This is a genomic window from Streptomyces sp. NPDC046860 (genome assembly GCF_040645115.1).
Taxonomy (GTDB): Bacteria; Actinomycetota; Actinomycetes; order Streptomycetales; family Streptomycetaceae; genus Streptomyces.
In genome coordinates this window covers 323,203-342,758 of record NZ_JBEYXQ010000002.1, presented here as the reverse complement: position 1 = coordinate 342,758, position 19,556 = coordinate 323,203, and the positions used below count along the sequence as shown (strand labels likewise).

Annotated in this window: 19 protein-coding genes; 8 read left to right on the top strand and 11 right to left on the bottom strand. The window is 72.5% G+C overall.

Going from position 1 to position 19,556, the window contains the following annotated elements; all coding sequences use genetic code 11:
- The first annotated feature begins 21 nt into the window (after window positions 1-21).
- On the top strand, window positions 22-561 hold the full coding sequence (gene def, locus ABZ898_RS05070; RefSeq protein ID WP_361652875.1) for a peptide deformylase: 540 nt from the start codon (window positions 22-24) through the stop codon (window positions 559-561).
- Between the two features lie 16 nt (window positions 562-577).
- Here the strand turns inward: def and ABZ898_RS05065 are convergent, their stop codons facing one another.
- A complete protein-coding gene (locus ABZ898_RS05065; protein ID WP_361652873.1) occupies window positions 578-1,222 on the bottom strand; it encodes a TetR family transcriptional regulator in 645 nt (214 codons plus the stop codon).
- Between the two features lie 171 nt (window positions 1,223-1,393).
- On the opposite strand from ABZ898_RS05065, the gene ABZ898_RS05060 reads away from it, so the two are divergent.
- Window positions 1,394-2,620, top strand: a complete 1,227-nt coding sequence (locus tag ABZ898_RS05060; protein WP_361652871.1) for an acyl-CoA dehydrogenase family protein — start codon at window positions 1,394-1,396, stop codon at window positions 2,618-2,620.
- A gap of 44 nt (window positions 2,621-2,664) precedes the next feature.
- Here ABZ898_RS05060 and ABZ898_RS05055 read toward each other — a convergent pair whose 3' ends face one another.
- The 7 genes from ABZ898_RS05055 to ABZ898_RS05025 form a co-directional block, all read right to left on the bottom strand.
- Window positions 2,665-3,186 carry a cupin domain-containing protein gene (locus tag ABZ898_RS05055; RefSeq protein WP_361652869.1) on the bottom strand — a complete coding sequence of 174 codons (522 nt, stop codon included), beginning with the start codon at window positions 3,184-3,186 and terminating at the stop codon, window positions 2,665-2,667.
- A gap of 7 nt (window positions 3,187-3,193) precedes the next feature.
- Window positions 3,194-4,408 (bottom strand): cytochrome P450, encoded by a 1,215-nt coding sequence (locus ABZ898_RS05050; protein WP_361652867.1) that lies wholly within the window; start codon window positions 4,406-4,408, stop codon window positions 3,194-3,196.
- Window positions 4,409-4,417: 9 nt separating this feature from the next.
- Window positions 4,418-5,470 (bottom strand): type III polyketide synthase, encoded by a 1,053-nt coding sequence (locus tag ABZ898_RS05045; RefSeq protein WP_361652865.1) that lies wholly within the window; start codon window positions 5,468-5,470, stop codon window positions 4,418-4,420.
- Window positions 5,471-5,722: 252 nt separating this feature from the next.
- Window positions 5,723-5,956, bottom strand: coding sequence for a DUF6213 family protein (locus ABZ898_RS05040; protein ID WP_217460603.1), 234 nt, complete (start codon window positions 5,954-5,956; stop codon window positions 5,723-5,725).
- A gap of 25 nt (window positions 5,957-5,981) precedes the next feature.
- Entirely contained in the window at window positions 5,982-7,367 is a 1,386-nt protein-coding gene (locus ABZ898_RS05035; RefSeq protein ID WP_361652864.1) for an NADP-dependent succinic semialdehyde dehydrogenase, read from the bottom strand.
- Window positions 7,368-7,443: 76 nt separating this feature from the next.
- Window positions 7,444-7,917, bottom strand: coding sequence for an NUDIX domain-containing protein (locus ABZ898_RS05030; RefSeq protein ID WP_361652863.1), 474 nt, complete (start codon window positions 7,915-7,917; stop codon window positions 7,444-7,446).
- Window positions 7,914-9,452 (bottom strand): ATP-dependent DNA ligase, encoded by a 1,539-nt coding sequence (locus ABZ898_RS05025; protein WP_361652862.1) that lies wholly within the window; start codon window positions 9,450-9,452, stop codon window positions 7,914-7,916. The genes ABZ898_RS05030 and ABZ898_RS05025 overlap by 4 nt, the downstream gene beginning before the upstream one ends.
- A 100-nt stretch (window positions 9,453-9,552) precedes the next feature.
- Here ABZ898_RS05025 and ABZ898_RS05020 point away from each other — a divergent pair, with 100 nt between their 5' ends.
- The 5 genes from ABZ898_RS05020 (at window position 9,553) to ABZ898_RS05000 (ending at window position 13,818) form a co-directional block, all read left to right on the top strand.
- A complete protein-coding gene (locus ABZ898_RS05020; RefSeq protein ID WP_361652860.1) occupies window positions 9,553-10,167 on the top strand; it encodes an XRE family transcriptional regulator in 615 nt (204 codons plus the stop codon).
- 105 nt (window positions 10,168-10,272) lie between these two features.
- Window positions 10,273-11,244, top strand: coding sequence for an NADPH:quinone oxidoreductase family protein (locus tag ABZ898_RS05015; RefSeq protein WP_361652858.1), 972 nt, complete (start codon window positions 10,273-10,275; stop codon window positions 11,242-11,244).
- On the top strand, window positions 11,241-12,425 hold the full coding sequence (locus ABZ898_RS05010) for an acyl-CoA dehydrogenase family protein (RefSeq protein ID WP_361652856.1): 1,185 nt from the start codon (window positions 11,241-11,243) through the stop codon (window positions 12,423-12,425). Before ABZ898_RS05015 ends, ABZ898_RS05010 begins: the two co-directional genes overlap by 4 nt.
- Window positions 12,422-13,522, top strand: a complete 1,101-nt coding sequence (locus ABZ898_RS05005) for an acyl-CoA dehydrogenase family protein (RefSeq protein ID WP_361652854.1) — start codon at window positions 12,422-12,424, stop codon at window positions 13,520-13,522. Before ABZ898_RS05010 ends, ABZ898_RS05005 begins: the two co-directional genes overlap by 4 nt.
- 101 nt (window positions 13,523-13,623) lie before the next feature.
- Window positions 13,624-13,818 carry a hypothetical protein gene (locus ABZ898_RS05000; protein ID WP_030809112.1) on the top strand — a complete coding sequence of 65 codons (195 nt, stop codon included), beginning with the start codon at window positions 13,624-13,626 and terminating at the stop codon, window positions 13,816-13,818.
- A gap of 10 nt (window positions 13,819-13,828) precedes the next feature.
- Here ABZ898_RS05000 and ABZ898_RS04995 read toward each other — a convergent pair whose 3' ends face one another.
- The 3 genes from ABZ898_RS04995 to ABZ898_RS04985 form a co-directional block, all read right to left on the bottom strand.
- Complete coding sequence (locus ABZ898_RS04995; RefSeq protein WP_361652852.1) at window positions 13,829-14,191, bottom strand: DUF779 domain-containing protein; 363 nt, start codon at window positions 14,189-14,191, stop codon at window positions 13,829-13,831.
- A 148-nt stretch (window positions 14,192-14,339) separates the two neighbouring features.
- Window positions 14,340-16,322, bottom strand: a complete 1,983-nt coding sequence (locus ABZ898_RS04990; protein ID WP_361652850.1) for a peptidoglycan recognition family protein — start codon at window positions 16,320-16,322, stop codon at window positions 14,340-14,342.
- 196 nt (window positions 16,323-16,518) lie between these two features.
- Window positions 16,519-18,066 carry a M1 family metallopeptidase gene (locus ABZ898_RS04985; RefSeq protein ID WP_361652848.1) on the bottom strand — a complete coding sequence of 516 codons (1,548 nt, stop codon included), beginning with the start codon at window positions 18,064-18,066 and terminating at the stop codon, window positions 16,519-16,521.
- A 190-nt stretch (window positions 18,067-18,256) separates the two neighbouring features.
- Between ABZ898_RS04985 and ABZ898_RS04980 the strand changes: the two genes are divergently transcribed.
- Window positions 18,257-19,549 (top strand): serine hydrolase domain-containing protein, encoded by a 1,293-nt coding sequence (locus tag ABZ898_RS04980; RefSeq protein ID WP_361652846.1) that lies wholly within the window; start codon window positions 18,257-18,259, stop codon window positions 19,547-19,549.
- Window positions 19,550-19,556: the final 7 nt, after the last annotated feature.

Here is a 19,556-nt window from a genome sequence, read left to right as displayed (position 1 = left end):
ACGAACCGTACCCTTGCCGTCATGCGACACCGCTCGATACCGGGTGCCCACGGGCGCGTCCGGCCCCTCACCCTGCTCGGCGACACCGGGCTGCACACCCCATGCCGTGACGTCACCGACTTCGGTCCGGAACTCGCCGGACTCGTGACGGACTTGTTCGCCACCATGTACGCCAACGAGGGCGTGGGCCTGGCCGCCAACCAGATCGGGGTGGACCAGCGGGTGTTCGTGTACGACTGCCCGGACGACGACGAGGTCCGCCACCTGGGCCATGTCGTCAACCCCCGGCTGGTGGCGGCCGACGGTCTGGAGTTCCTGGGCCCCGAGGGGTGCCTGTCGCTGCCGGGCCTGGAGGCGGGCACCGTGCGGTACGACCACGCGGTGGTCGAGGGCTTCACGATGACGGGGGAGCCGGTCACCGTCCACGGCACCGGGTTCTTCGCGCGCTGCCTCCAGCACGAGTGCGACCACCTGGACGGCACGGTCTACGCCGACCGCGTGACGGGCCGCCGCCGGCGCAAGCTGGACCGGCAGGTACGACGGGCCCCCTGGCGCTCCTGAGGCCCGGCGGGCGGGATCAGAAGCCCGGACCGCCCACCCGGTCACCGGCGGCCGCCAGGCGGCCCCACAGCAAGTCGGCCAGGGAGCGCACCAGTTCGGCCCGCGAGCAGGGGCGCTCGCCCAGCCACCAGTCCCCGGCCGCGTGCATCATGCCGACGATGCCGTGCCCCCAGACGCGGGCCAGTCGCTGGCTGCCCGGTCCGAGGTCCACGCGCTCCTCGATGACCTGGGCCAGCTCCTCGCCCATCCGGCGCAGCAGCGGGGCGCTGTGCTTGCCGACGTCGAATCCGGCTTCGCCGCCCTGGCCGCCCTCGGAGGGGTGCATCAGGAAGCGGTACACCTGCGGCCGGGCCTCGATGGCGGCGAGGTAGGTGTCGAGGGTGGACTCCACGCGCTCCCGGCGGTCGGCCGGGGCGTCCAGGGCCGCGCGCAGGGAGTCCAGCAGGGCGTCGGTGTGCCGGGTGGCGAGGGCCGCGTACAGGCCGCCCTTGTCGCCGAAGTGGCGGTACAGGATCGGCTTGGTGATGCCCGCCTCCGCGGCGATGGCGTTCATCGACGCCTGCGGGCCGTCGCGCAGCACCACCCGGTCGGCGGCCTCCAGCAGCTCCCGCCGCCGTCGGTCGGCGGACCTCTGCTGATCGGTCCGCTGTGTGGTGTCCATGTGCTCTCCCCACCCGTGCTGATTCGGTGACGCCTGCGCAAACTAACACTCACCGCGGCCCTGACATCGAACGGGATACCAAAGGCGTCATCCGGAGTTGACTTTGCCTACCGGTCGGTAACAGACTCTGGTTACCGCTAGTAACACCGCTCGTGCGCCGCTGGAGGGGACATGGCCGAGTTCACCATGGAGCTCAACGACGAACAGAAGGAGGTCCGGGACTGGCTGCACGGCTTCGCCGCCGATGTGATCCGGCCCGCGGCCGCCGAATGGGACGAGCGTGAGGAGACTCCCTGGCCGGTCATCCAGGAAGCCGCCAAGATCGGCGTCTACTCCCTCGACTTCTACGCCCAGCAGTACTTCGACCCCACCGGCCTCGGCATCCCGATGGTCATGGAGGAGCTGTTCTGGGGCGACGCCGGTATCGCCCTGTCCATCGTCGGCACCGGCCTCGCGGCCGTGGGCGTCCTCGCCAACGGCACCGAGGAGCAGATCGGCACCTGGATACCCCAGATGTACGGCGACGTGAACGACGTCAAGGTCGCGGCGTTCTGCTCCTCCGAGCCCGACGCCGGCTCCGACGTGGCCTCCATGCGCACCCGCGCGGTGTACGACGAGGCCAAGGACGAGTGGGTGCTGAACGGCACCAAGACCTGGGCCACCAACGGCGGCATCGCCAACGTCCACGTCGTCGTCGCCGTGGTCGACCCCGGGCTGGGGTCCAAGGGCCACGCCTCCTTCATCATCCCGCCCGGCACCCCCGGTCTCGGCCAGGGCCAGAAGTTCAAGAAGCACGGCATCCGCGCCTCGCACACCGCGGAGGTCGTCCTGGAGGACGTGCGGGTGCCCGGTTCCTGCCTGCTCGGCGGCAAGGAGAAGCTGGACGAGCGGCTGGCCCGGGCGCGGGAGCGGGCCCGCGGCGGGGGCGAGAGGGTGAAGAACGCGGCGATGGCCACCTTCGAGGCGTCCCGGCCCGCCGTGGGCGCGATGGCCGTCGGCACCGCCCGCGCCGCCTACGAGGTGGCCCTCGAATACGCCACCACCCGTGAGCAGTTCGGGCGGCCGATCGTCGACAACCAGGGAGTCGCCTTCCAGCTGGCGGACATGCGCACGTCCATCGACGCGGCCCGGCTGCTGGTGTGGCGGGCGTCGTGGATGGCCGTCAACGGCAGGCCGTTCACCGCGGCCGAGGGATCGATGTCCAAGCTGTTCGCCAGCGAGACGGCGAAGAAGGTCACCGGCCAGGCGATCCAGATCCTCGGGGGGAACGGGTACACGCGGGAGTACCCCGTCGAGCGGATGCACCGGGACGCCGCCATCTACACGATCTTCGAGGGAACCAGCGAGATCCAGCGGCTGGTGATCGCCCGGACCTTGGCCGGGGTGCCGATTCGCTAGCGCCGGGGGGCGCGGGGTTCCCCGCGCCCCTCGGGCCGACTCGCTCACCGGTGCTTCAGAGGGGTGAGCTGGTCGATGTCGTAGCGCTTCCGCAGCTCCTCGATGGCCTCCTGGTCCGGGGGGCCTCCCGCGTCCAGGATCTCCAGGAGTTCCTCGAAGTAGCGCTCGTGGTCCGGCGGGGGAGAGGCCTGGAAGAACATGCGGGCCGGGGTGTCGGTGGGGTTGGCGAAGGCGTGCGGGCAGCCGGGCGGGACGACGATGACCGTGCCCGGCGTGGCCCGTACGACCCGGTTGCCCGAAGTCGACTCCCACTTCTGCCAGTTGTCGGGAGTGCGGATGCGGGGCTCGAAGGCGAGGACGTCGAGCTCCCCGTCCAGGACGTAGAACAGCTCCTCGCTGTGGGTGTGCACATGGGCGCCCACGTCGAAGCCCGGCGGGACCTCCACCTCGAAGGTGGAGGCCGTCCGCGAGTGGGTGCCGGTGACCTTGAACGTGACCCGCTGGGCGGCCGTCTGCACGACCCGGCCGTGTCCCGGCGGCACGAGCAGTCCCTCGGTCGACGTCATGACCGGGTTACCAGGTGACCGGCAGGGCCTCGGGCCCCCGGATCAACGCGCCCTTGCGGAAGGGGACTTCCTCCGGCGGCACCGCGAGCTTGAGACCCGGGACCCGGTCCAGCAGGACGTCCACCAGCAGCTCGGACTCCAGCCGGGCCAGCATCCCGCCCGGGCAGTAGTGCGGGCCGAAGCCGAACGCCACGTGCGGGTTGGGGCTGCGCTCGACGTCGATGGTGTCCGGGTCGCGGAACACCTCAGGGTCGCGGTTGGCGGCCAGGTAGGAGTTGTAGACGGCGTCGCCCGCACGGATGCGGACACCCCCGACCTCCACGTCCTCCAGCGCGATCCGGGACAGGCCGACCGCGTTGCGGTGCGGGATGTAGCGCAGCAGCTCGTCGATCGCCCTCGGCCGGATCGCCGGGTCCGAGCGCAGCCGCTCCGCCAGTTCCGGCCGGGTCAGCAGCAGGTAGAACATCTGCCCGCTGTTGTTGGTGACCGCCTCGCCGCCGATCTGGAGCAGCACGGCCAGGCCGACCGCCTCCACCAGCGTGACCTCGTCCCGGTCCACGGCCGCGCTCAGCAGCGAGCAGACGGCGTCCTCGGGTCCGTGCGGGCCGTGCCCGATGAGGTCCGTGAAGTAGGCGCTCATCTCCCGCTTGGCCTGCTCGCTGACCTCCTTGCCGTGCGCCGAGGACAGGATGCGCTGCGTCCACTCGTGCATGGCGTGCCGGTCGGCCGGGGGCACGCCCATCAGCTCGCAGATCACCCCGATGGGGAACGGGCTGAGCACCGCGCCGGTCAGGTCGGCCGGGGGACCGTCCTGGAGGAGCTCGTCCACCAGCTCCTCCAGCATGGCCCGCGACCGCTCCCGTACCCGCTCCACGCCCTTCGCGGTGAACGCGGCGGCGACCGAGCGGCGCAGCCGGGTGTGGTCGGGCGGGTCGAGGAAGCCGACCGCGCCCCGGTCCGGGATGAAGTGCGGCGCGAGCCGGGTGACCGGATGGTCCATCACCGCCTCCCGGCCGAACCGGGGGTCGTTGGTCACCATGCGTACGTCCTCGTACCGGGTGACCAGCCACGCCCAGCCCTCGCCGTTGGGCAGCTGGATACGGGTGACCGGGCCCTCGCGCATCAGCTCGGCCAGCACCGGGTCGAAGTCGGTGCCCGGCAGGTCGACGGCCGGCCATGGCCGGATCGGGGGCGGGGTCTCGGTGAGCGTCTCGTCGTTCATGGCCCCCTCCTAGTCCCGGTCGACCCAGCGGCCGACGGTCATCTCGGCGGTGATGCCGGGGCCGAAGCCGGCCAGGAGTCCGCGCGCGGACTGCTCGGCACCGCCGTCGTCGAACAGCCGGCGCAGCGCGTCCAGGACGACGGCGCTGGCGATGTTGCCGTACTCGGTGAGCGTGGCCCGGCTGAACCGGAACGCGTGCGGCTCGACCTTCAGGAACTTGCTGAGGTCGTCGAGTATTCGGGGGCCGCCGGCGTGGATGATGTAGAAGTCCAGGTCGGAGGCGTTCCAGCCGTGGGTGCCCGCGAGGTCCTGGAGCGCCGGGGCCAACGGCTCCATCGTGGTCGGCACCCGCTTGTCCAGCAGGAAGTGGAACCCGGTGTCCCGCACGTCGTACGAGATCCAGTCCTCGGTCTTGGGGATCAGGTACGAGCCGTTGCGCTCGAGCTGCACCCCCGTGCCGCCCCGGCCGCGTACGACGGCGGCCGCGATGCCGTCGCCGAACAGGCCGTTGGAGAGCAGGGAGCCGACGCCGAGGTCGGTCGGCTGGTAGCACAGCGAGCAGAACTCGCAGGCCACGATGAGGGCGTTGGCCTCCGGGTAGGCCGTGCAGAAGTCGTGCGCCCGGTTGATGGCCGCACCGCCCGCCGCGCAGCCCAGCTGGGCGATGGGGAGCTGCCGGGTGGTGCTGGAGAAGTCCATCTCGTTGATCAGCCACGCGGTCAGCGACGGCATCATGAAGCCGGTGCACGACACGTAGACGATGACATCGATGTCAGAGGTGAGGAGTTCGGCCGAGTCCAGCGCCTGCTGGATCACCGCGGGCACCCGCGCCTTGGCCTCGTACTCGTACAGCTTGTTGCGCTGATGGAAACCGGGGTGCTTCAGGGTCTCCTCGATCGGCTGCACGATGTGCCGGGTGCGCACTCCGGTGTTCTCGATCAGCCGGAGGGCCAACGGGAGCTGTGGGTTGTCCGCGTGGTGGGTGCGGGCCAGCTCCAGGGTCTCCTCCATGGTGATCACGTGATCCGGCACGGACACCGAGGGTCTGCACAAAGTCGCCATGAGCGGTCCCTGCTTTCGCCGTCCGGCGGGCCTTCGTCCGCCGGTCAGAAGGTGGTCCACCCACACTCACCCGTAAGGCCGACGATCTCGCGCCGAATTACTCCGAACCGGCGAGAACGGAGAGTAGTAAAAGGGCATCTCCGCAGCTCAGAGCCGCTTGAAATCGCCGGGCGACTGCTCCGGCCCCAGGGGCGCGGGGAACTGCGCGACAAGCCACGACGGCGCAGCACCCCACCACGCACCCGAAAACCCCTACGGCGCCCCGCTGCTGTGCGCGATGCACGCCACGTCGATACGGTCCGCCAACTTCGCCAGCTCGATGGTCAGCTCGGCGACGGTGTCCTCGTCGAGCCCCCGCTCCCCGGCCTCCACCAGATGCACCCACCGTGCCCCCACGCTGCGCAGCAGCTTGCTGACGTCGGACGCCGACACCCGCAGCGCGCCTCGCTCGTCCACGATCAGGGGCAGGGTCACTTCGCCGTTCACAGACCGGATCGTATCCGTGCGATCCTCACGCTCCCTGCCAAACCGTGGTGATGTTGCAGAACTCCCGGATTCCCTGCGCGGAGAGTTCACGTCCGTACCCGGACCGCTTGATCCCGCCGAAGGGGAACGCGGCGTGCGAGGCGGTCATGCCGTTGACGAACACGCCCCCGGCCTCCAGGTCCCGCGCGCAGTGCGCCATCTCGTCCTCGTCCTCGGTCCATACGCTGGAACTCAGGCCGAACGGCGAGTCGTTGGCGATCAGGATCGCGTCCTCCAGGTCGTCCGCCCGGTACACGGTCGCCACCGGGCCGAACGCCTCCTCCCGGTGGATGCGCATCTCCCGGGTGACGTCCGCGATCACGGTCGGCGGGTAGTACCAGCCGGCGCCCCGGGGCCGCTCGCCGCCGCACAGCACGGCCGCCCCGCTGCGGCGCGCGTCGTCGACCAGTTCCTCCACGTCCGCGCGGCCCTGCTCGGTGGCGAGCGGCCCCACGTCGGTGGCGCCGTCCATCGGGTCACCGACCGTCAGGTCCTTCATCCCGGCGACGAACCTCTCCACGAAGGCGTCGTACACGTCCGTGTGCACGATGAACCGCTTCGCCGCGATGCAGGACTGTCCGTTGTTCTGCACCCGCGCGGTCACCGCGACCTTCGCCGCCCGGTCGAGGTCGGCGGACGGCATCACCAGGTACGGGTCGCTGCCGCCCAGCTCCAGCACCGTCTTCTTGATCATCTCGCCCGCGGTCGAGGCGACCGCCCGGCCCGCCGGTTCGCTGCCGGTGAGGGTGGCGGCCTTGACCCGGTCGTCGCGCAGGATCTCGTCGACGTCGGCCGAGCCGACCAGCAGCGTCTGGAAACAGCCCACCGGGAACCCGGCCCGCTGGAACAGGTCCTCCAGATACAGGGCGGTCTGCGGGACGTTGGAGGCGTGCTTGAGCAGTCCGACGTTGCCCGCCATCAGCGCGGGCGCGGCGAACCGGATCACCTGCCACAGCGGGAAGTTCCACGGCATCACCGCCAGCACCGGGCCGAGCGGCCGGTAGACGACCCGGACCCGCGAGGCCCCGGAGTCCTTCACGTCCGCCTCGTCCGGCACCTCCTCGGCGAGCAGCCCCTCGGCCCGCCGGGCGTACCAGCGCATCGCCTTGACGCACTTGGCCGCCTCCGCGCGGGCCTGCGCCAGCGGTTTGCCCATCTCGGTCGTCATGACCCGGGCGATCTCGTCGTTGTCCGCCTCCAGCAGGTCGGCGGCCCGGTTCAGATGCTCGGCGCGCTCGGCGAACGACGACGTCCGGTAGGTCCGGAAGGTTGCCTCGGCGAGTTGGAGCCGGCGCTCCACCTCGGCGTCGTCCATCGGCTCGTACGTCTTGACCGTCTCGCCGTTCGCCGGGTTCACCGTGGCGATGGGCATGGCTGACCTCCTGGTACCGGGATGTGCGTCGACCTTCGCGCGCGGCATGCGGAACCGCAACGCCTCGGTCCCCTGTTCAGCCCGAGTGCTCCGCCAGACGGTCGAGAAACGTGCCCTGTCCGGAGACCATCAGCTCCCGGGCCCGCTCCGGGGTGAACCAGGCCACCCGGTCCAGCTCGGGGAACTCCTGGACGCGTCCCGAGTGCGGCGGCCATTCCATGGTGAAGGTGCCGGGCGCGACGGTCGCCGGATCGAGGTCCGCCTCCACCGCCCAGGCGGTGACGATCTTGCCGCTGCGCTGCGTGATCTCGCCGAGCGGCAGGGCCGGGCCGTCCGGCGGGGCGATGCCCAGCTCCTCCTGGAACTCGCGGCGGGCCGCCTCCCAGGCCGGTTCGTCCGGCTCGTACTCGCCCTTGGGCACCGACCACGCCCCTTCGTCCTTCGTGGCCCAGAGCGGGCCGCCCATATGGCCGAGCAACACTTCCAGCCCGTGATCGGTGTGGCGGAACAGCAGCAGTCCAGCGCTGCGCTTCGTCGGACGTACGGTCACGCCTTGACCTCCGGGTGGGCCGCGAGCAGGGCCTCCACCGTATCGGCGTCCTCGGGCCGCTTGTCCTCCCGATAGCGGATCACCCGTGCGAACCGCAGGGTCACCCCGGCGGGGTAGCGGGTGGAGCGCTGGAGTCCGTCGTAGGCGATCTCCACGACGAGTTCGGGGCGTACGGTCACGCCCCAGGACTTCTCCTCCACCGCGAGTCCGCCGAGCCGTTCGGTCTGCCAGGCCAGCATGGCGTCGGTCATGCCCTTGAAGGTCTTGCCGAGCATCGCGTAACCCCCGTCGGCCGTGCGGGCGGCCAGGTGGAGGTTGGAGAGCCTGCCGGTGCGGCGGCCGTGGCCCCACTCGGCGGCCAGCACCACCAGATCGAGGGTGTGCACGGGCTTGACCTTCAGCCAGGAGGCGCCGCGCCTGCCCGCGCTGTACTGCGCGTCGAGCCCCTTGGCCACCACGCCCTCGTGGCCCCGCGCCAGGGTCCCGGCCAGGAACTCCTCCGCCGCGCCGGTGTCCTCGGGACCGGCCACCAGTGCCCGGCGCACCCGCATCGGCTCCGGCACCAGCCGGGCCAGCTCGGCGTGCCGCTCGGTGAACGGCAGGTCCAGCAGGTCCCGGCCGCCGACCGACAGGGCGTCGAAGAACACGGGGGAGACCGGGACCTCCCCGGCCGCCCGGGCCACGTCCACCCGGGAGCCGACCCGTCCCGCCGTCTCCTGGAAGGAGCGGGGCCGCCCGTCCGGCCCGAAGGAGATCACCTCGCCGTCCAGCACGAACCGCTCGCCGGGCAGCGCCAGCGCCGCCGCCGTCACCTCCGGCAGCCGGCCGGTGATGTCGTCCAGCGTCCGCGTGTACACCCGGACTTCGCCGCCGTCCCGGTGTACCTGCACACGGATGCCGTCGAGCTTCTCCTCCACCGCGCACGCCCCCAGCTTCTCCACCGCCTCCGCGACCGAGGAGGCGCTGCGGGCCAGCATCGGCAGCACCGGGCAGCCCACCGTCAGCCGGAACTCCTCCAGCACGCCGGGGCCCTCGGCCAGCAGGGCCCGGGCGACGGTCCGGAGCGACCCGGCGAGCATCACCGCCCGCCGCACCGCCGCGGGGTCGGCGTCCGTCGCGCGGGCCAGCCCCTCCACGGCCAGCGCGTCCAGGGCGCCCTGGCGGACCTCCCCGGTCAGCAGGCCGCGCAGGAAGCGCTGTTCGTCCCCGGTGGCCGCGCCCATCAGCTCCCTGACGATCCGCGCCCGCTCGGCCTGGGAGCCGGCGCCGGACACCGAGGCCAGCTCGCTCAGCAGGGCGTCCACCCCGCGCACGGTGAGGGTCGGCTCGGCGGCGGGCGGCACCTCGCGGCCGAGCACCTTCCAGCCGACGCCGATCCGGCCCTGCGGCAGGTGACCCGCCAGATACGGGATGACCACCGGGACGTCGTCCGGTTCCGCTTCCCGGAACAGTTCCGCGAGCAGATCCCTCTTGCGGGTCCGGGACGCCGTCGCGGCGACCTGACCCGACACCTCCGCGAGCCGGGTGAGCAGCATGCAGCCATGGTGCACCGGCACGGCCGGGCGCACACCCGCGACGCCGGACCGGCCGCCCTGCCGGATTGACAAACGGCGTTGCCGAATCTGCAATACGGGCATGAGTGACGTGAACGACGTGGGCGCGGAGGGCACCGACGAGGTGCTGGCCGCCGTGGGTCCGAGGCTGCGCCGCATCCGCAAGGAGCGGGACGTGACCCTGGCCGCGCTGTCGGAGACGACCGGCATCTCGGTCAGCACCCTCTCCCGGCTGGAGTCCGGGCTGCGCCGCCCCAGCCTGGAGCTGCTGCTGCCCATCGCGCAGGCCCACCGGGTCCCGCTGGACGAACTGGTCGGGGCCCCGCCGGTCGGCGACCCGAGGGTGCGCACCGAGCCGGTCAGGCGGGACGGCCGCACCTTCTACCCCCTGACCCGGCGCCCCGGCGGCCTCCAGGCGTACAAGGTGCTCGAACCGAGCCGCGACCGGCAGCCGGACCCGCGCACCCACGAGGGGTACGAGTGGCTGTACGTCCTCTCCGGGCGGCTGCGGCTGGTCCTCGGCGACCATGACGTGGTGCTGGGGCCGGGGGAGGCCGCCGAGTTCGACACCCGGGTGCCGCACTGGTTCGGGTCGGCCGGGGACGGCCCGGTGGAGTTCCTGAGCCTGTTCGGGCCGCAGGGCGAGCGGATGCACCTGCGGGCGCGGGCGGGGCGGCGAGCCGAGGGGGAGGGCTGAGGGTCCGGTCGCCCTGATCCCGGCAGACTGTTCCCTGATCGGCAAGCGACCGCTTAGTATGCCGTGGACCCCGCTCAAGACGACGCAGTCCCGTGGAGGCCCGGCATGCAGGCATGGCAAGTGCACGAGAACGGCGAGCCGTGCGAGGTGATGCGCCTGGCGGAGGTGGAACGCCCCACCCCCGGCGACGGCCAGGTGCTCCTGCGCGTGCGCGCCGCCAACGTCAACTTCCCGGACGCCCTGCTCTGCCGGGGCCAGTACCAGATCCGGCCCCCGCTGCCCTTCACGCCCGGCGTGGAGATCTGCGGCGAGACCGAGGACGGCCGCCGTGTCATCGCCAACCCGGCGCTGCCCCACGGGGGTTTCGCCGAGTACGCGCTCGCCGACGCCCGCGCGCTGCTGCCCGCGCCCGAGACGCTGGACGACGCCGAGGCGGCCGCCCTGCACATCGGCTACCAGACCGGCTGGTTCGGCCTGCACCGCCGGGCGCACCTGGAGGTGGGCGAGACCCTGCTGGTGCACGCCGCCGCGGGCGGAGTCGGCAGCGCGGCCGTCCAGCTCGGCAAGGCCGCCGGGGCACGGGTCATCGGCGTCGTGGGCGGCGCCGACAAGGCCGCCGTCGCCCGCGAACTGGGCTGCGACGTCGTCGTGGACCGCCGCGCCGAGGACGTGGTCGCCGCCGTCAAGGAGGCCACCGGCGGCAAGGGCGCCGACGTGATCTACGACCCCGTCGGCGGTGACGCCTACGCGCAGTCCGCCAAGCTCGTCGCCTTCGAGGGACGGATCGTGGTCGTCGGCTTCGCGTCCGGCACCATCCCGAGCCCCGCCCTCAACCACGCCCTGGTCAAGAACTACTCGATCGTGGGCCTGCACTGGGGCCTGTACAACACCAAGAACCCCAAGCTGGTGCTGCGCTGCCACGAGGAGCTGACCGGGCTGGCCGCGCGCGGCGCGATCAAGCCGCTGGTCAGCGAGCGGGTCCCGCTCGCCGGAGCCGCCGAGGCGGTGCAGCGCGTCGCCGACGGCGTCACCACCGGCCGGATCGCCGTCCTGCCGCAGAACGGAGCCACCGCATGACCGACGCCGCTGAACTGCGCCGCCGCACGCGTGAGTTGCTGGCCGCGCACCCGCCCGCCACCACCGACCGCCTCGACTTCCTCCGGGCCCGCTTCGACGCCGGACTCGCCTGGGTGCACTACCCCGAGGGCCTCGGCGGGCTCGGCGCCCCGCGCACCCTCCAAGCCGTCGTGGACGAGGAGCTGGCCGCCGCCGGTGCCCCCGACAACGACCCGCGCCGCATCGGCATCGGCCTCGGCATGGCCGCCCCGACCGTGCTGCGCTACGGCACCGACGAGCAGAAGGCCCGCTTCCTGCGCCCGCTGTGGACCGGCGAGGAGGTGTGGTGTCAGCTCTTCAGCGAGCCCGGTGCCGGGTCGGACCTCGCCGCCCTCGGCACCCGTGCCGTGCGCGAGGGCGGGGGAGACTGGGTGGTCGACGGCCAGAAGGTGTGGACCTCCAGCGCCCACCTGGCCCGCTGGGCCATCCTCATCGCCCGCACCGACCCGGACGCGCCGAAGCACGCGGGCATCACGTACTTCATCTGCGACATGACCGACCCCGGCGTCGAGGTGCGGCCGCTGCGCCAGATCACCGGCGAGGCCGAGTTCAACGAGGTCTTCCTCACCGGCGTCCGCATCCCCGACGACCACCGCCTCGGCGAGGTCGGCGACGGCTGGCGGGTCGCGCAGACCACGCTGATGAACGAACGCGTCTCCATCGGCGGCATGCGCCTGCCCCGCGAGGGCGGCATGATCGGGCCCGTGGCCAGGACCTGGCGGGAACGCGCCGAGCTGCGCACCCACGACCTGCACCAGCGGCTGCTGAAGCTCTGGGTCGAGGCCGAGGTCTCCCGCCTCACCGCCGAACGCCTGCGCCAGCAGCTCAACGCCGGCCAGCCCGGCTACGAGGGCTCCGGCATGAAGCTCGCCTTCGCCCGCCTCAACCAGGAGATCAGCGGCCTGGAGGTCGAACTCCGGGGCGAGGAAGGGCTGCTGTACGACGACTGGACCATGCGCCGTCCCGAACTGGTCGACTTCACCGGACGCGACGCCGGGTACCGCTACCTGCGCTCCAAGGGCAACAGCATCGAGGGCGGGACCAGCGAGGTCCTGCTGAACATCGTCGCCGAGCGCGTCCTCGGCCTGCCCGCCGAACCGCGCACCGACAAGGACGTCCCCTGGAAGGACCTGGCCCGATGAGCACGACGAACGCCGAGCCCGACCTCCTGTACTCCGAGGAGGAGGAGGCGCTGCGCGCCGCCGTACGCGACCTGCTCACCGACCACTGCGGGCCCGCCGCGGTGATCGCCCGCACCGAGTCGGACACCCCGCACGACCCCGCCCTGTGGAAGCAGCTCGCCGAGGGCATGGGCCTGGCCGGACTGCTGATCCCCGAGGCGCGGGGCGGCCAGGGCGCCACCCACCGCGAGGCGGCCGTCGTGCTGGAGGAGCTGGGCCGGGCCGTCGCCCCGGTGCCCTACCTCACCAGTGCCGTGGTCGCCACGGAGGCGCTGCTCGCCTGCGCCGACGACGAGCTGCTCGGGCGACTGGCCTCCGGCCGCACCGTGGCCGCGCTGGCCGTCGCCCTGACCACCGCACCCGGCGCCGCCTTCACCACCGCGCGCGTCGAGAACGGCTCGCTGCACGGGGAGTTCACCTCCGTCGCGGACGCCGTCGCCGCCGACGTGCTGCTCGTCCCGGCCGACGACGGCGGCCTGTACGCCGTGGCCGCCGACGCCGTCACGATCACCCCGCGGACCGCGCTCGACCTCACCCGCCCGCTCGCCACCGTCACCCTCGACGGAGCCCCCGGCCGCCGCCTCGGCCCCGCCGAGCCCGCCGTGCGGCGCGCGCTGCGGGCCGGTGCGGGACTGCTCGCCTCCGAGCAATGGGGCGTCGCCGACTGGGCGTTGACCGAGACCGTGCGCTATCTGAAGGAGCGCAAGCAGTTCAACCGGCCGGTCGGCGGATTCCAGGCGATCAAGCACCGGCTCGCCCAGCTCTGGCTGGAGGTGGTCAACCTCCGCGCGGCCGCCCGCGCCGCCGCCGACGCCCTCACCACGGGCACCGACACCGACCTCACGGTGGCCGTCGCGCAGTCCTACGCCTCTCCCGTGGCCGTCCGGGCCACCGAGGAGGCGGTGCAACTTCACGGCGGGCTCGGCATGACCTGGGAACACCCGGTCCACCTGTACCTGAAGCGGGCCAAGGCCGACTCCCTCGCCCACGGCAGCGCGGGCGCCCACCGCGAGGCCCTCGCGGCACTGGCGGACCTCCCGGTTCCCGCGTCGGGCTGACACCACCCGTACGGGGGACACGTCAGCGCCCCGGAACCAGCCTCCGCTACGCCACACTTGCGGCCGAACGCCGCACACCGGGCGTGGCGGAGGAGGTTCCGATGGCTGTTTCCATCTCAGTGGTGCTGCTGCTCCTGATCCTGGCCGTGGTCTTCATGCGCAACGGCGCCCTGAAGATCTCGCACGCCCTGGTCTGCATGCTGCTCGGCTTCTACCTGGCCAGCACCAGCATGGCCCCCACCATCAGCAGCGGCCTCACGGCCACGGCGGACCTGGTGAGCGGACTGCGGCCGTGACGCGGCAGCCCTAGGCGTCGATCACCCGTGAGCGGATCAGGAAGCGGACGCCCTCCGGGGCCTCCAGGGAGAAGCCGCTGCCCCGGCCGGGCACCACGTCCACGATGAGGCGGGTGTGGCTCCAGAGGTCGTACTGGGACTTCGACATCCAGAAGCCGACCGGTTCCGCGACGCCGTCCACCGTCAGCTCGGCCAGCAGGACGTCGGAGTCACCGGTGCGGAACTCGCCCTCGGGGTAGCACATGGGGGCGCTGCCGTCGCAGCAGCCGCCGGACTGGTGGAACATCAGCGGACCGTGCTGCTCGCTCAGCCGCCTTACCAGCCCGGCCGCCTCCGGAGTGAACTCCACCCGCCGGCTGTCTTGCGTCTCCACGGTCACCGTCCAGGAAGATCGGGGCGTCCGACACCCCCAGTCTGGGTGCTCACCGGGAGCCAGTCCAGCGGTCGGCGGTGACCGAGGACGTTCACCACGCGGCCGGGGCGGTCATCGAAAGGGGTGGGACTGCCCCGGCCGCGCTGTGTCACTTCCCGGACTTCGCCGTGCCCTTCTTCGGCGCGCCCGCGGCCGCAGGAGGCTCCTGCACGTCCACGTCGCTCGCCCGGACGTAGGCCAGCCGGTGGTCGAGCTGGATCTCGTAGTACTCCTCCTGCCCCCGCACCACCGGTGCCGGGCTGTCACCGAACGAGGAGCGGTCGATGTACGAGCCCTGGACACGGGACTGCGTCACGTACCGCTGCCCCTCGTCGATCGTGTACGGCAGCGGCGCCTCCTGCTGCTCGTCCATCCCCTCCGGGTAGGCCGACTCCTCCGGCAGCGCCCGCCCGAACACCGGGATCTCGTGGCGGCCCTCCTTCGGCGTCACCGTCCGGGCCCGCGCGCCCACGGCGGTCGGCTGGTCCTTCGGGTTCTTGAACCACGCCTTGTGGCCCTGGAACCAGATCGCCGTCCAGTCGCCCTGCCGCCCGGCCACCGCGAAGAGCTGCCCGGCGGACACCCGCGAGCCCAGATCGTTGACGTCCACCGTGGTGTCGTCGCCGTCCGGCTTGCGGCCGGGGTCCTGGATCAGGGAGGAGTCCTCGCTGGGCTCGGTGTGCAGCCGGACCGCGCTGGAGCCGTGCGGCGCGCACTTCTCGCCGCTCTCCACGCACCCGGTGAACACCGGCCGGTGCTTGGCGTACTCCGGAAGGATCATCACCGTGTCGCTGTCCGGCCCCGCCGTGGCCTTCAGCGGCGCGCCCAGCAGGTCGAAGTAGTGCCGCCAGTCCCAGAACGGACCGGGGTCGTCGTGCATGTCCGGGATGGTCTCCTCGGTCGGCGCGGGCACGTTGTCGTGGCCGAAGATGTGCTGACGGTCCAGCGGAATGTCGTACCGCTTCGTCAGATACCGCACCAGCCGGGCGGAGGAACGATACATCTGCTCCGTGTACCAGGCGTTCGGCTGCCGCAGGAAGCCCTCGTGCTCGATGCCGATCGAGCGGCCGTTCACGAACTGGCTGCCCGAGTGCCAGGCCGCGTCCTTGGTCCTGACGTGCTGGGTGACACTGCCGTCGCTGGAGCGGATCGAGTAGTGCCAGGACGCCTCCGTCGGGTCCTGGACGGTCAGCAGCATCGAGGCCAGCGGCGCCTCGGTGTCGTGGATGACGATGTACTCGATCCGCTGGTCCTTGGGCCGGTCGGCCAGGTCGTGGTTGCCGTACGCCTCGTCGTCGATCCTGACGTAGGGCGCGCTCAGCCACGAACACGGCAGCTCCGCCGGGCACTCCACGTTCTTCGAGCGGGACGCGCCGGCCGCACCGGCGTGCGGGCGCACCCGGGGGCTCGCGGCCAGGACCACATGCTGACCGGCGTCGGTGACGCGGTCCGCGCCCCGGCGGATGATGTCGAAGACGTCGTTGGCGTACGCCGCCGCCGAGCCGGCGTCGGTCGTGCCCGGGAAGCGCGACACCGCGTCCCACCAGTCGGCCGGGTCCGTGCTCAGCGGCTTGCCCAGACTCCGCTGGGCCTCCGCGAGCAGCGCCGCGCCGCCGCGCACGTTGGCCGCGTCCTCCGTGCGCAGCCGCTCCACCGGCAGACCGACCAGAACGGCCGCCCGCCGCAGGTCGGCCGAGCGCAGCGCGGCCTCGGCTGCCTTCTGCGCCGGGGACGGGCTTGCCTTCCGCACCTTCGGATGAGGCGTCACATGGTGCGGCGGAGTCTCGGCCGGCAGCCCGGCGGAGTCCACCAGGTGCATCGGCCCGTAGCCGCCGACGACGCTCGGCGCCCCCTGGTGGGAGTCCCACCGCGACTGCAGGTAGGACACCCCCATGAGGACACCGCGCGGGACGTGGAACTCGTCCGCCGCCGCCGTGTAGTCGTCCTGGAGACGCCGGTCGGGGGGCCCGGAGTCGTCCGGGCGGTCGATGAGCAAGGGCACCAGAAGCGCCGCCGACGCGGCGGTCACGCAGACGATCCGCCGGTGCCCGCGCATGGCAGTGGACAGGCGGGGGGCGACGCGTTTTCTCATACGGTGGCTCCAACGAGGCTCGGCGCGGCCGGAACATGCGGCCAGGGCGCGAACGAGGGCGCGCCCCGCATGTCACCTCCGCCACGTTTCCTTGCCTCGGGCGCCGCGTCGCGCCGAGCGTCACTGGCGTGGACCAGCCCCCGCGCCCAGGCCACCCGGTCGGCGGCAGCGGACCCCGCCGGGTGGGGGCAGCGGTTCACTCCTCCTCGACCGGGTCCACCCGCCAGTCGGGCCGTCCCGGCATGGGCGGGGTGTGCGACCCGTACAGCCAAGGAGTCAGAAAGCCCGTCAGGTCCTCGCCCGCCACCTTCGAGGCGAGCCTGACGAAGTCCCGGGTACCGGCCACCCGGCCCCGATACGCCGTCACCCACGCCTTCTCGACGCGCTCGAAGGTCTCGGCGCCGACCTTCTCCCGCAGCGCGTACAGCACCAGCGCCGAGCCGTCGTAACGCATCTGACGGAACAGACCCTCCTCGTGCGGCTCGGCGGGCGCGCCGTCGTCGTGCCGCCACTGGTCGTGCTGCTCGTACGCCGAACGCATCATGTCCTCCAGGCTCGGACCGCCCCGCGTGTCGGCGTACAGCAGCTCGTAGAACCGGGCGTGACCCTCGCTCAGCCACAGGTCGGACCAGCGGCGGATCGCCACGCTGTCCCCGGTCCAGTGATGCGCCAGCTCGTGCACGAGGTTCCGGTCCGCACCGACCTGATCCCCCAGCAGATCGGCGCTCGGCACCACCGACAGGGACTGCGTCTCCAGCGCCACCGGCAGCTCGGAGTCGCCGACCAGCACGCCGTAACGCCGGAACGGGTAGGGGCCGAGCCGCTTCTCCAGCCAGGTCAGGTGGTCCGGCGTCAGGGACCGGTACGCCTCGGTGCTCGCCACCAGCCCCCGGGGCACGACGTCGCGCAGGGGCAGCCCGTGCGGGCCGGTGCCGTCGACCACGTCGAACCGGCCGATGGCCAGCTGCACCAGCTGCGGGGCGACCGGATGCTCGGAGTCGTACGTCCACCGGACCCTGCCGTCGCGCTGGGGAGCGCGGTTGACGAGCCGTCCGTTGGCCACGGCCGTCAGGCCGGGCGGGGTGGTGACGTGGAAGGTGAACGGCGCCCGCAGGCTGGGATGGTCGTTCGCCGGGAAGATCATCCTGGCGCCGTTCGGCTGCGGCGACAGCACCGTGCCGTCGGCCGTGGGAACCCAGCCGTAGTCCTGGATGGCGTCGGTGCGGTGCCGCCGCTGCGAGGGATCGGCGGTGTAGGAGACCCGCACGGTGAAGGCGCGCCCGCGCGCGACCGGCCGGGCCGGGGTCACGATCAGCTCGTCCCCCCGGCGCACGGTGCGCGCGGGCGCGCCGTCGACGGTGACGCCGCGCAGGGTGTTGCCCGCGAAGTCGAGGTCGAAGCGGGAGAGGGCCTGGGTCGCGGTGGCGCTGATCGTGGTGGTCGCGGGGAAGGGCGTCCGGGGGGCCTGCCAGTCGAAGTCCAGGGTGTAGCGGCGGACCGTGTAGCCGCCGTTCCCGTCCAGCGGCATGAGCGGGTCGCCGATGCCGGGCGCGCCGGGGGAGGGCGCCTCCGAGGGGCGGGGCGCGGGGTGGCCGGGGGGAGCGGGGGTGCGGGGCTCGTCCGGGGACGGGTCGAGCGCCAGGACGACGCCGCCCGCGATCCCCAGGGCGCAGACCAGGGCGAGGGCCGTGCGATGGCGGCCGCCGCCCCGCCGCGAGTCGTTCCTACGGGGCGTGAGGGTCATGGCGGCACTATGCCAGCGAGAGCGCGATATGCGGCTTATATGCCTGCTTGGCGGGGCTCGGCTGGTAAGATTGGGTGCTCTGTTCGATGCGTACCTGCGAGAACGCCAGAGGCACCTGCGAGACCGTCAGGACAGTGACGACGGGATGAGGATTCGCGGAGCGGGACACGCGCGGCGCGCGAAGCGCCGCATGCCCCGCACGACGCCGTACGCGGCCCTGCTGGCCGCGGGGTGCCTCCTGTCGACGGGTGCGGGACCGCCGGTGTTCTCCGGCGCCCCGGTCGTGGCCGCCGCATCCGCGACCACCGCATCCGCGACCGCCGCGTCCGCCGACCCCGCGCTCAGACCCGTGGACCAGGCCGCCCTCCGCACCGCCGTCGAACGGGCGGCGGCCAGGCTCAAGGTGCCCGGCGCTGTCGTCCTGCTCCGCACCCCGCAGGGCACCTACCGGGTGACCGTCGGCACGAGCCGGCTGGGCGGCGGACGGGCGCCCACCACCTCCGAGCACTTCAGGATCGCCTCCAACACCAAGACCATGACCGCGGCGCTGATCCTGCTGCTCGCCCAGGACGGCAGGCTCCGGCTCTCCGACCCGGTCTCCCGCCACGTCTCCGGCGTCCCGAACGGCGACCACATCACCCTCGCCCAACTGCTCAGGATGCGCAGCGGCCTCTACAACTACACCGAGGACCCCCGGCTCGCCGCCTCCCTGGACGCCGATCCCGCGGCGGCCCGCACCCCGCGCGAGATGCTGGCCCTCGCCTTCCGGCACCCGGCCAACTTCGCCCCCGGCACGGCCTACGAGTACAGCAACACCAACTACGCCCTGCTGGGCCTCGTCGCCGAGCAGGCGGGCGGCGCGCCCCTGGCACGGCAGTTCCGTGACCGGCTCCTCGCCCCCCTCGGCCTGACGGGCACCTCCCTGCCGGGCATCACCGACACCTCCCTGCCGGACCCCTACGCCCACGGCTACATGTGGGGCGGCACCGCCTACGCGCTGACCGACCGGCCCTACCCCGCCCGTCTGGAGGCGGCGGCGCGCTCCGGGGAACTCCCGCCCCGCGACTACACCCACCAGAACCCGTCGTACGCCACCGCGGCCGGAGGCGCCGTCTCGACCGCGGACGACCTGGCCGCCTGGATCAGGGCGCTGGTGACGGGCAAGGTGTTCGACGCCGCGCACCAACGGCAGTGGCTGGACAGCCCGCGCGCCGAGGACCCCTCGGCACCGCCCGGCGGGCAGAGCTACGGATACGGCATCACCCACCAGCGGTTCGGCCCGAACGCCGCGATGTACTACCACGGCGGCGAACTCCCCGGCTTCAACTCCTTCATCGGCCACGACCCGGACCACGACGTCACCCTCGTCATCTGGACCAACCTGACCCTCTCGCCCGGAGGCCGCACCACGGCCAACGCCCTGCTGCCGACCGTCCTCGACCAGGTCTACCGGGGGCTCTCACTGCCCACCGACGCCGACTGACGGGGGC

Coding starts and splice junctions, on each gene's coding strand:
- def (WP_361652875.1), top strand. CDS start 22: ATGCGACACCGCTCGATACCGGGTGCCCACGGGCGCGTCCGGCCCCTC.
- ABZ898_RS05065 (WP_361652873.1), bottom strand. CDS start 1,222: ATGGACACCACACAGCGGACCGATCAGCAGAGGTCCGCCGACCGACGG.
- ABZ898_RS05060 (WP_361652871.1), top strand. CDS start 1,394: ATGGCCGAGTTCACCATGGAGCTCAACGACGAACAGAAGGAGGTCCGG.
- ABZ898_RS05055 (WP_361652869.1), bottom strand. CDS start 3,186: ATGACGTCGACCGAGGGACTGCTCGTGCCGCCGGGACACGGCCGGGTC.
- ABZ898_RS05050 (WP_361652867.1), bottom strand. CDS start 4,408: ATGAACGACGAGACGCTCACCGAGACCCCGCCCCCGATCCGGCCATGG.
- ABZ898_RS05045 (WP_361652865.1), bottom strand. CDS start 5,470: ATGGCGACTTTGTGCAGACCCTCGGTGTCCGTGCCGGATCACGTGATC.
- ABZ898_RS05035 (WP_361652864.1), bottom strand. CDS start 7,367: ATGCCCATCGCCACGGTGAACCCGGCGAACGGCGAGACGGTCAAGACG.
- ABZ898_RS05025 (WP_361652862.1), bottom strand. CDS start 9,452: ATGCTGCTCACCCGGCTCGCGGAGGTGTCGGGTCAGGTCGCCGCGACG.
- ABZ898_RS05020 (WP_361652860.1), top strand. CDS start 9,553: ATGAGTGACGTGAACGACGTGGGCGCGGAGGGCACCGACGAGGTGCTG.
- ABZ898_RS05015 (WP_361652858.1), top strand. CDS start 10,273: ATGCAGGCATGGCAAGTGCACGAGAACGGCGAGCCGTGCGAGGTGATG.
- ABZ898_RS05010 (WP_361652856.1), top strand. CDS start 11,241: ATGACCGACGCCGCTGAACTGCGCCGCCGCACGCGTGAGTTGCTGGCC.
- ABZ898_RS05005 (WP_361652854.1), top strand. CDS start 12,422: ATGAGCACGACGAACGCCGAGCCCGACCTCCTGTACTCCGAGGAGGAG.
- ABZ898_RS05000 (WP_030809112.1), top strand. CDS start 13,624: ATGGCTGTTTCCATCTCAGTGGTGCTGCTGCTCCTGATCCTGGCCGTG.
- ABZ898_RS04990 (WP_361652850.1), bottom strand. CDS start 16,322: ATGAGAAAACGCGTCGCCCCCCGCCTGTCCACTGCCATGCGCGGGCAC.
- ABZ898_RS04985 (WP_361652848.1), bottom strand. CDS start 18,066: ATGACCCTCACGCCCCGTAGGAACGACTCGCGGCGGGGCGGCGGCCGC.
- ABZ898_RS04980 (WP_361652846.1), top strand. CDS start 18,257: ATGCCCCGCACGACGCCGTACGCGGCCCTGCTGGCCGCGGGGTGCCTC.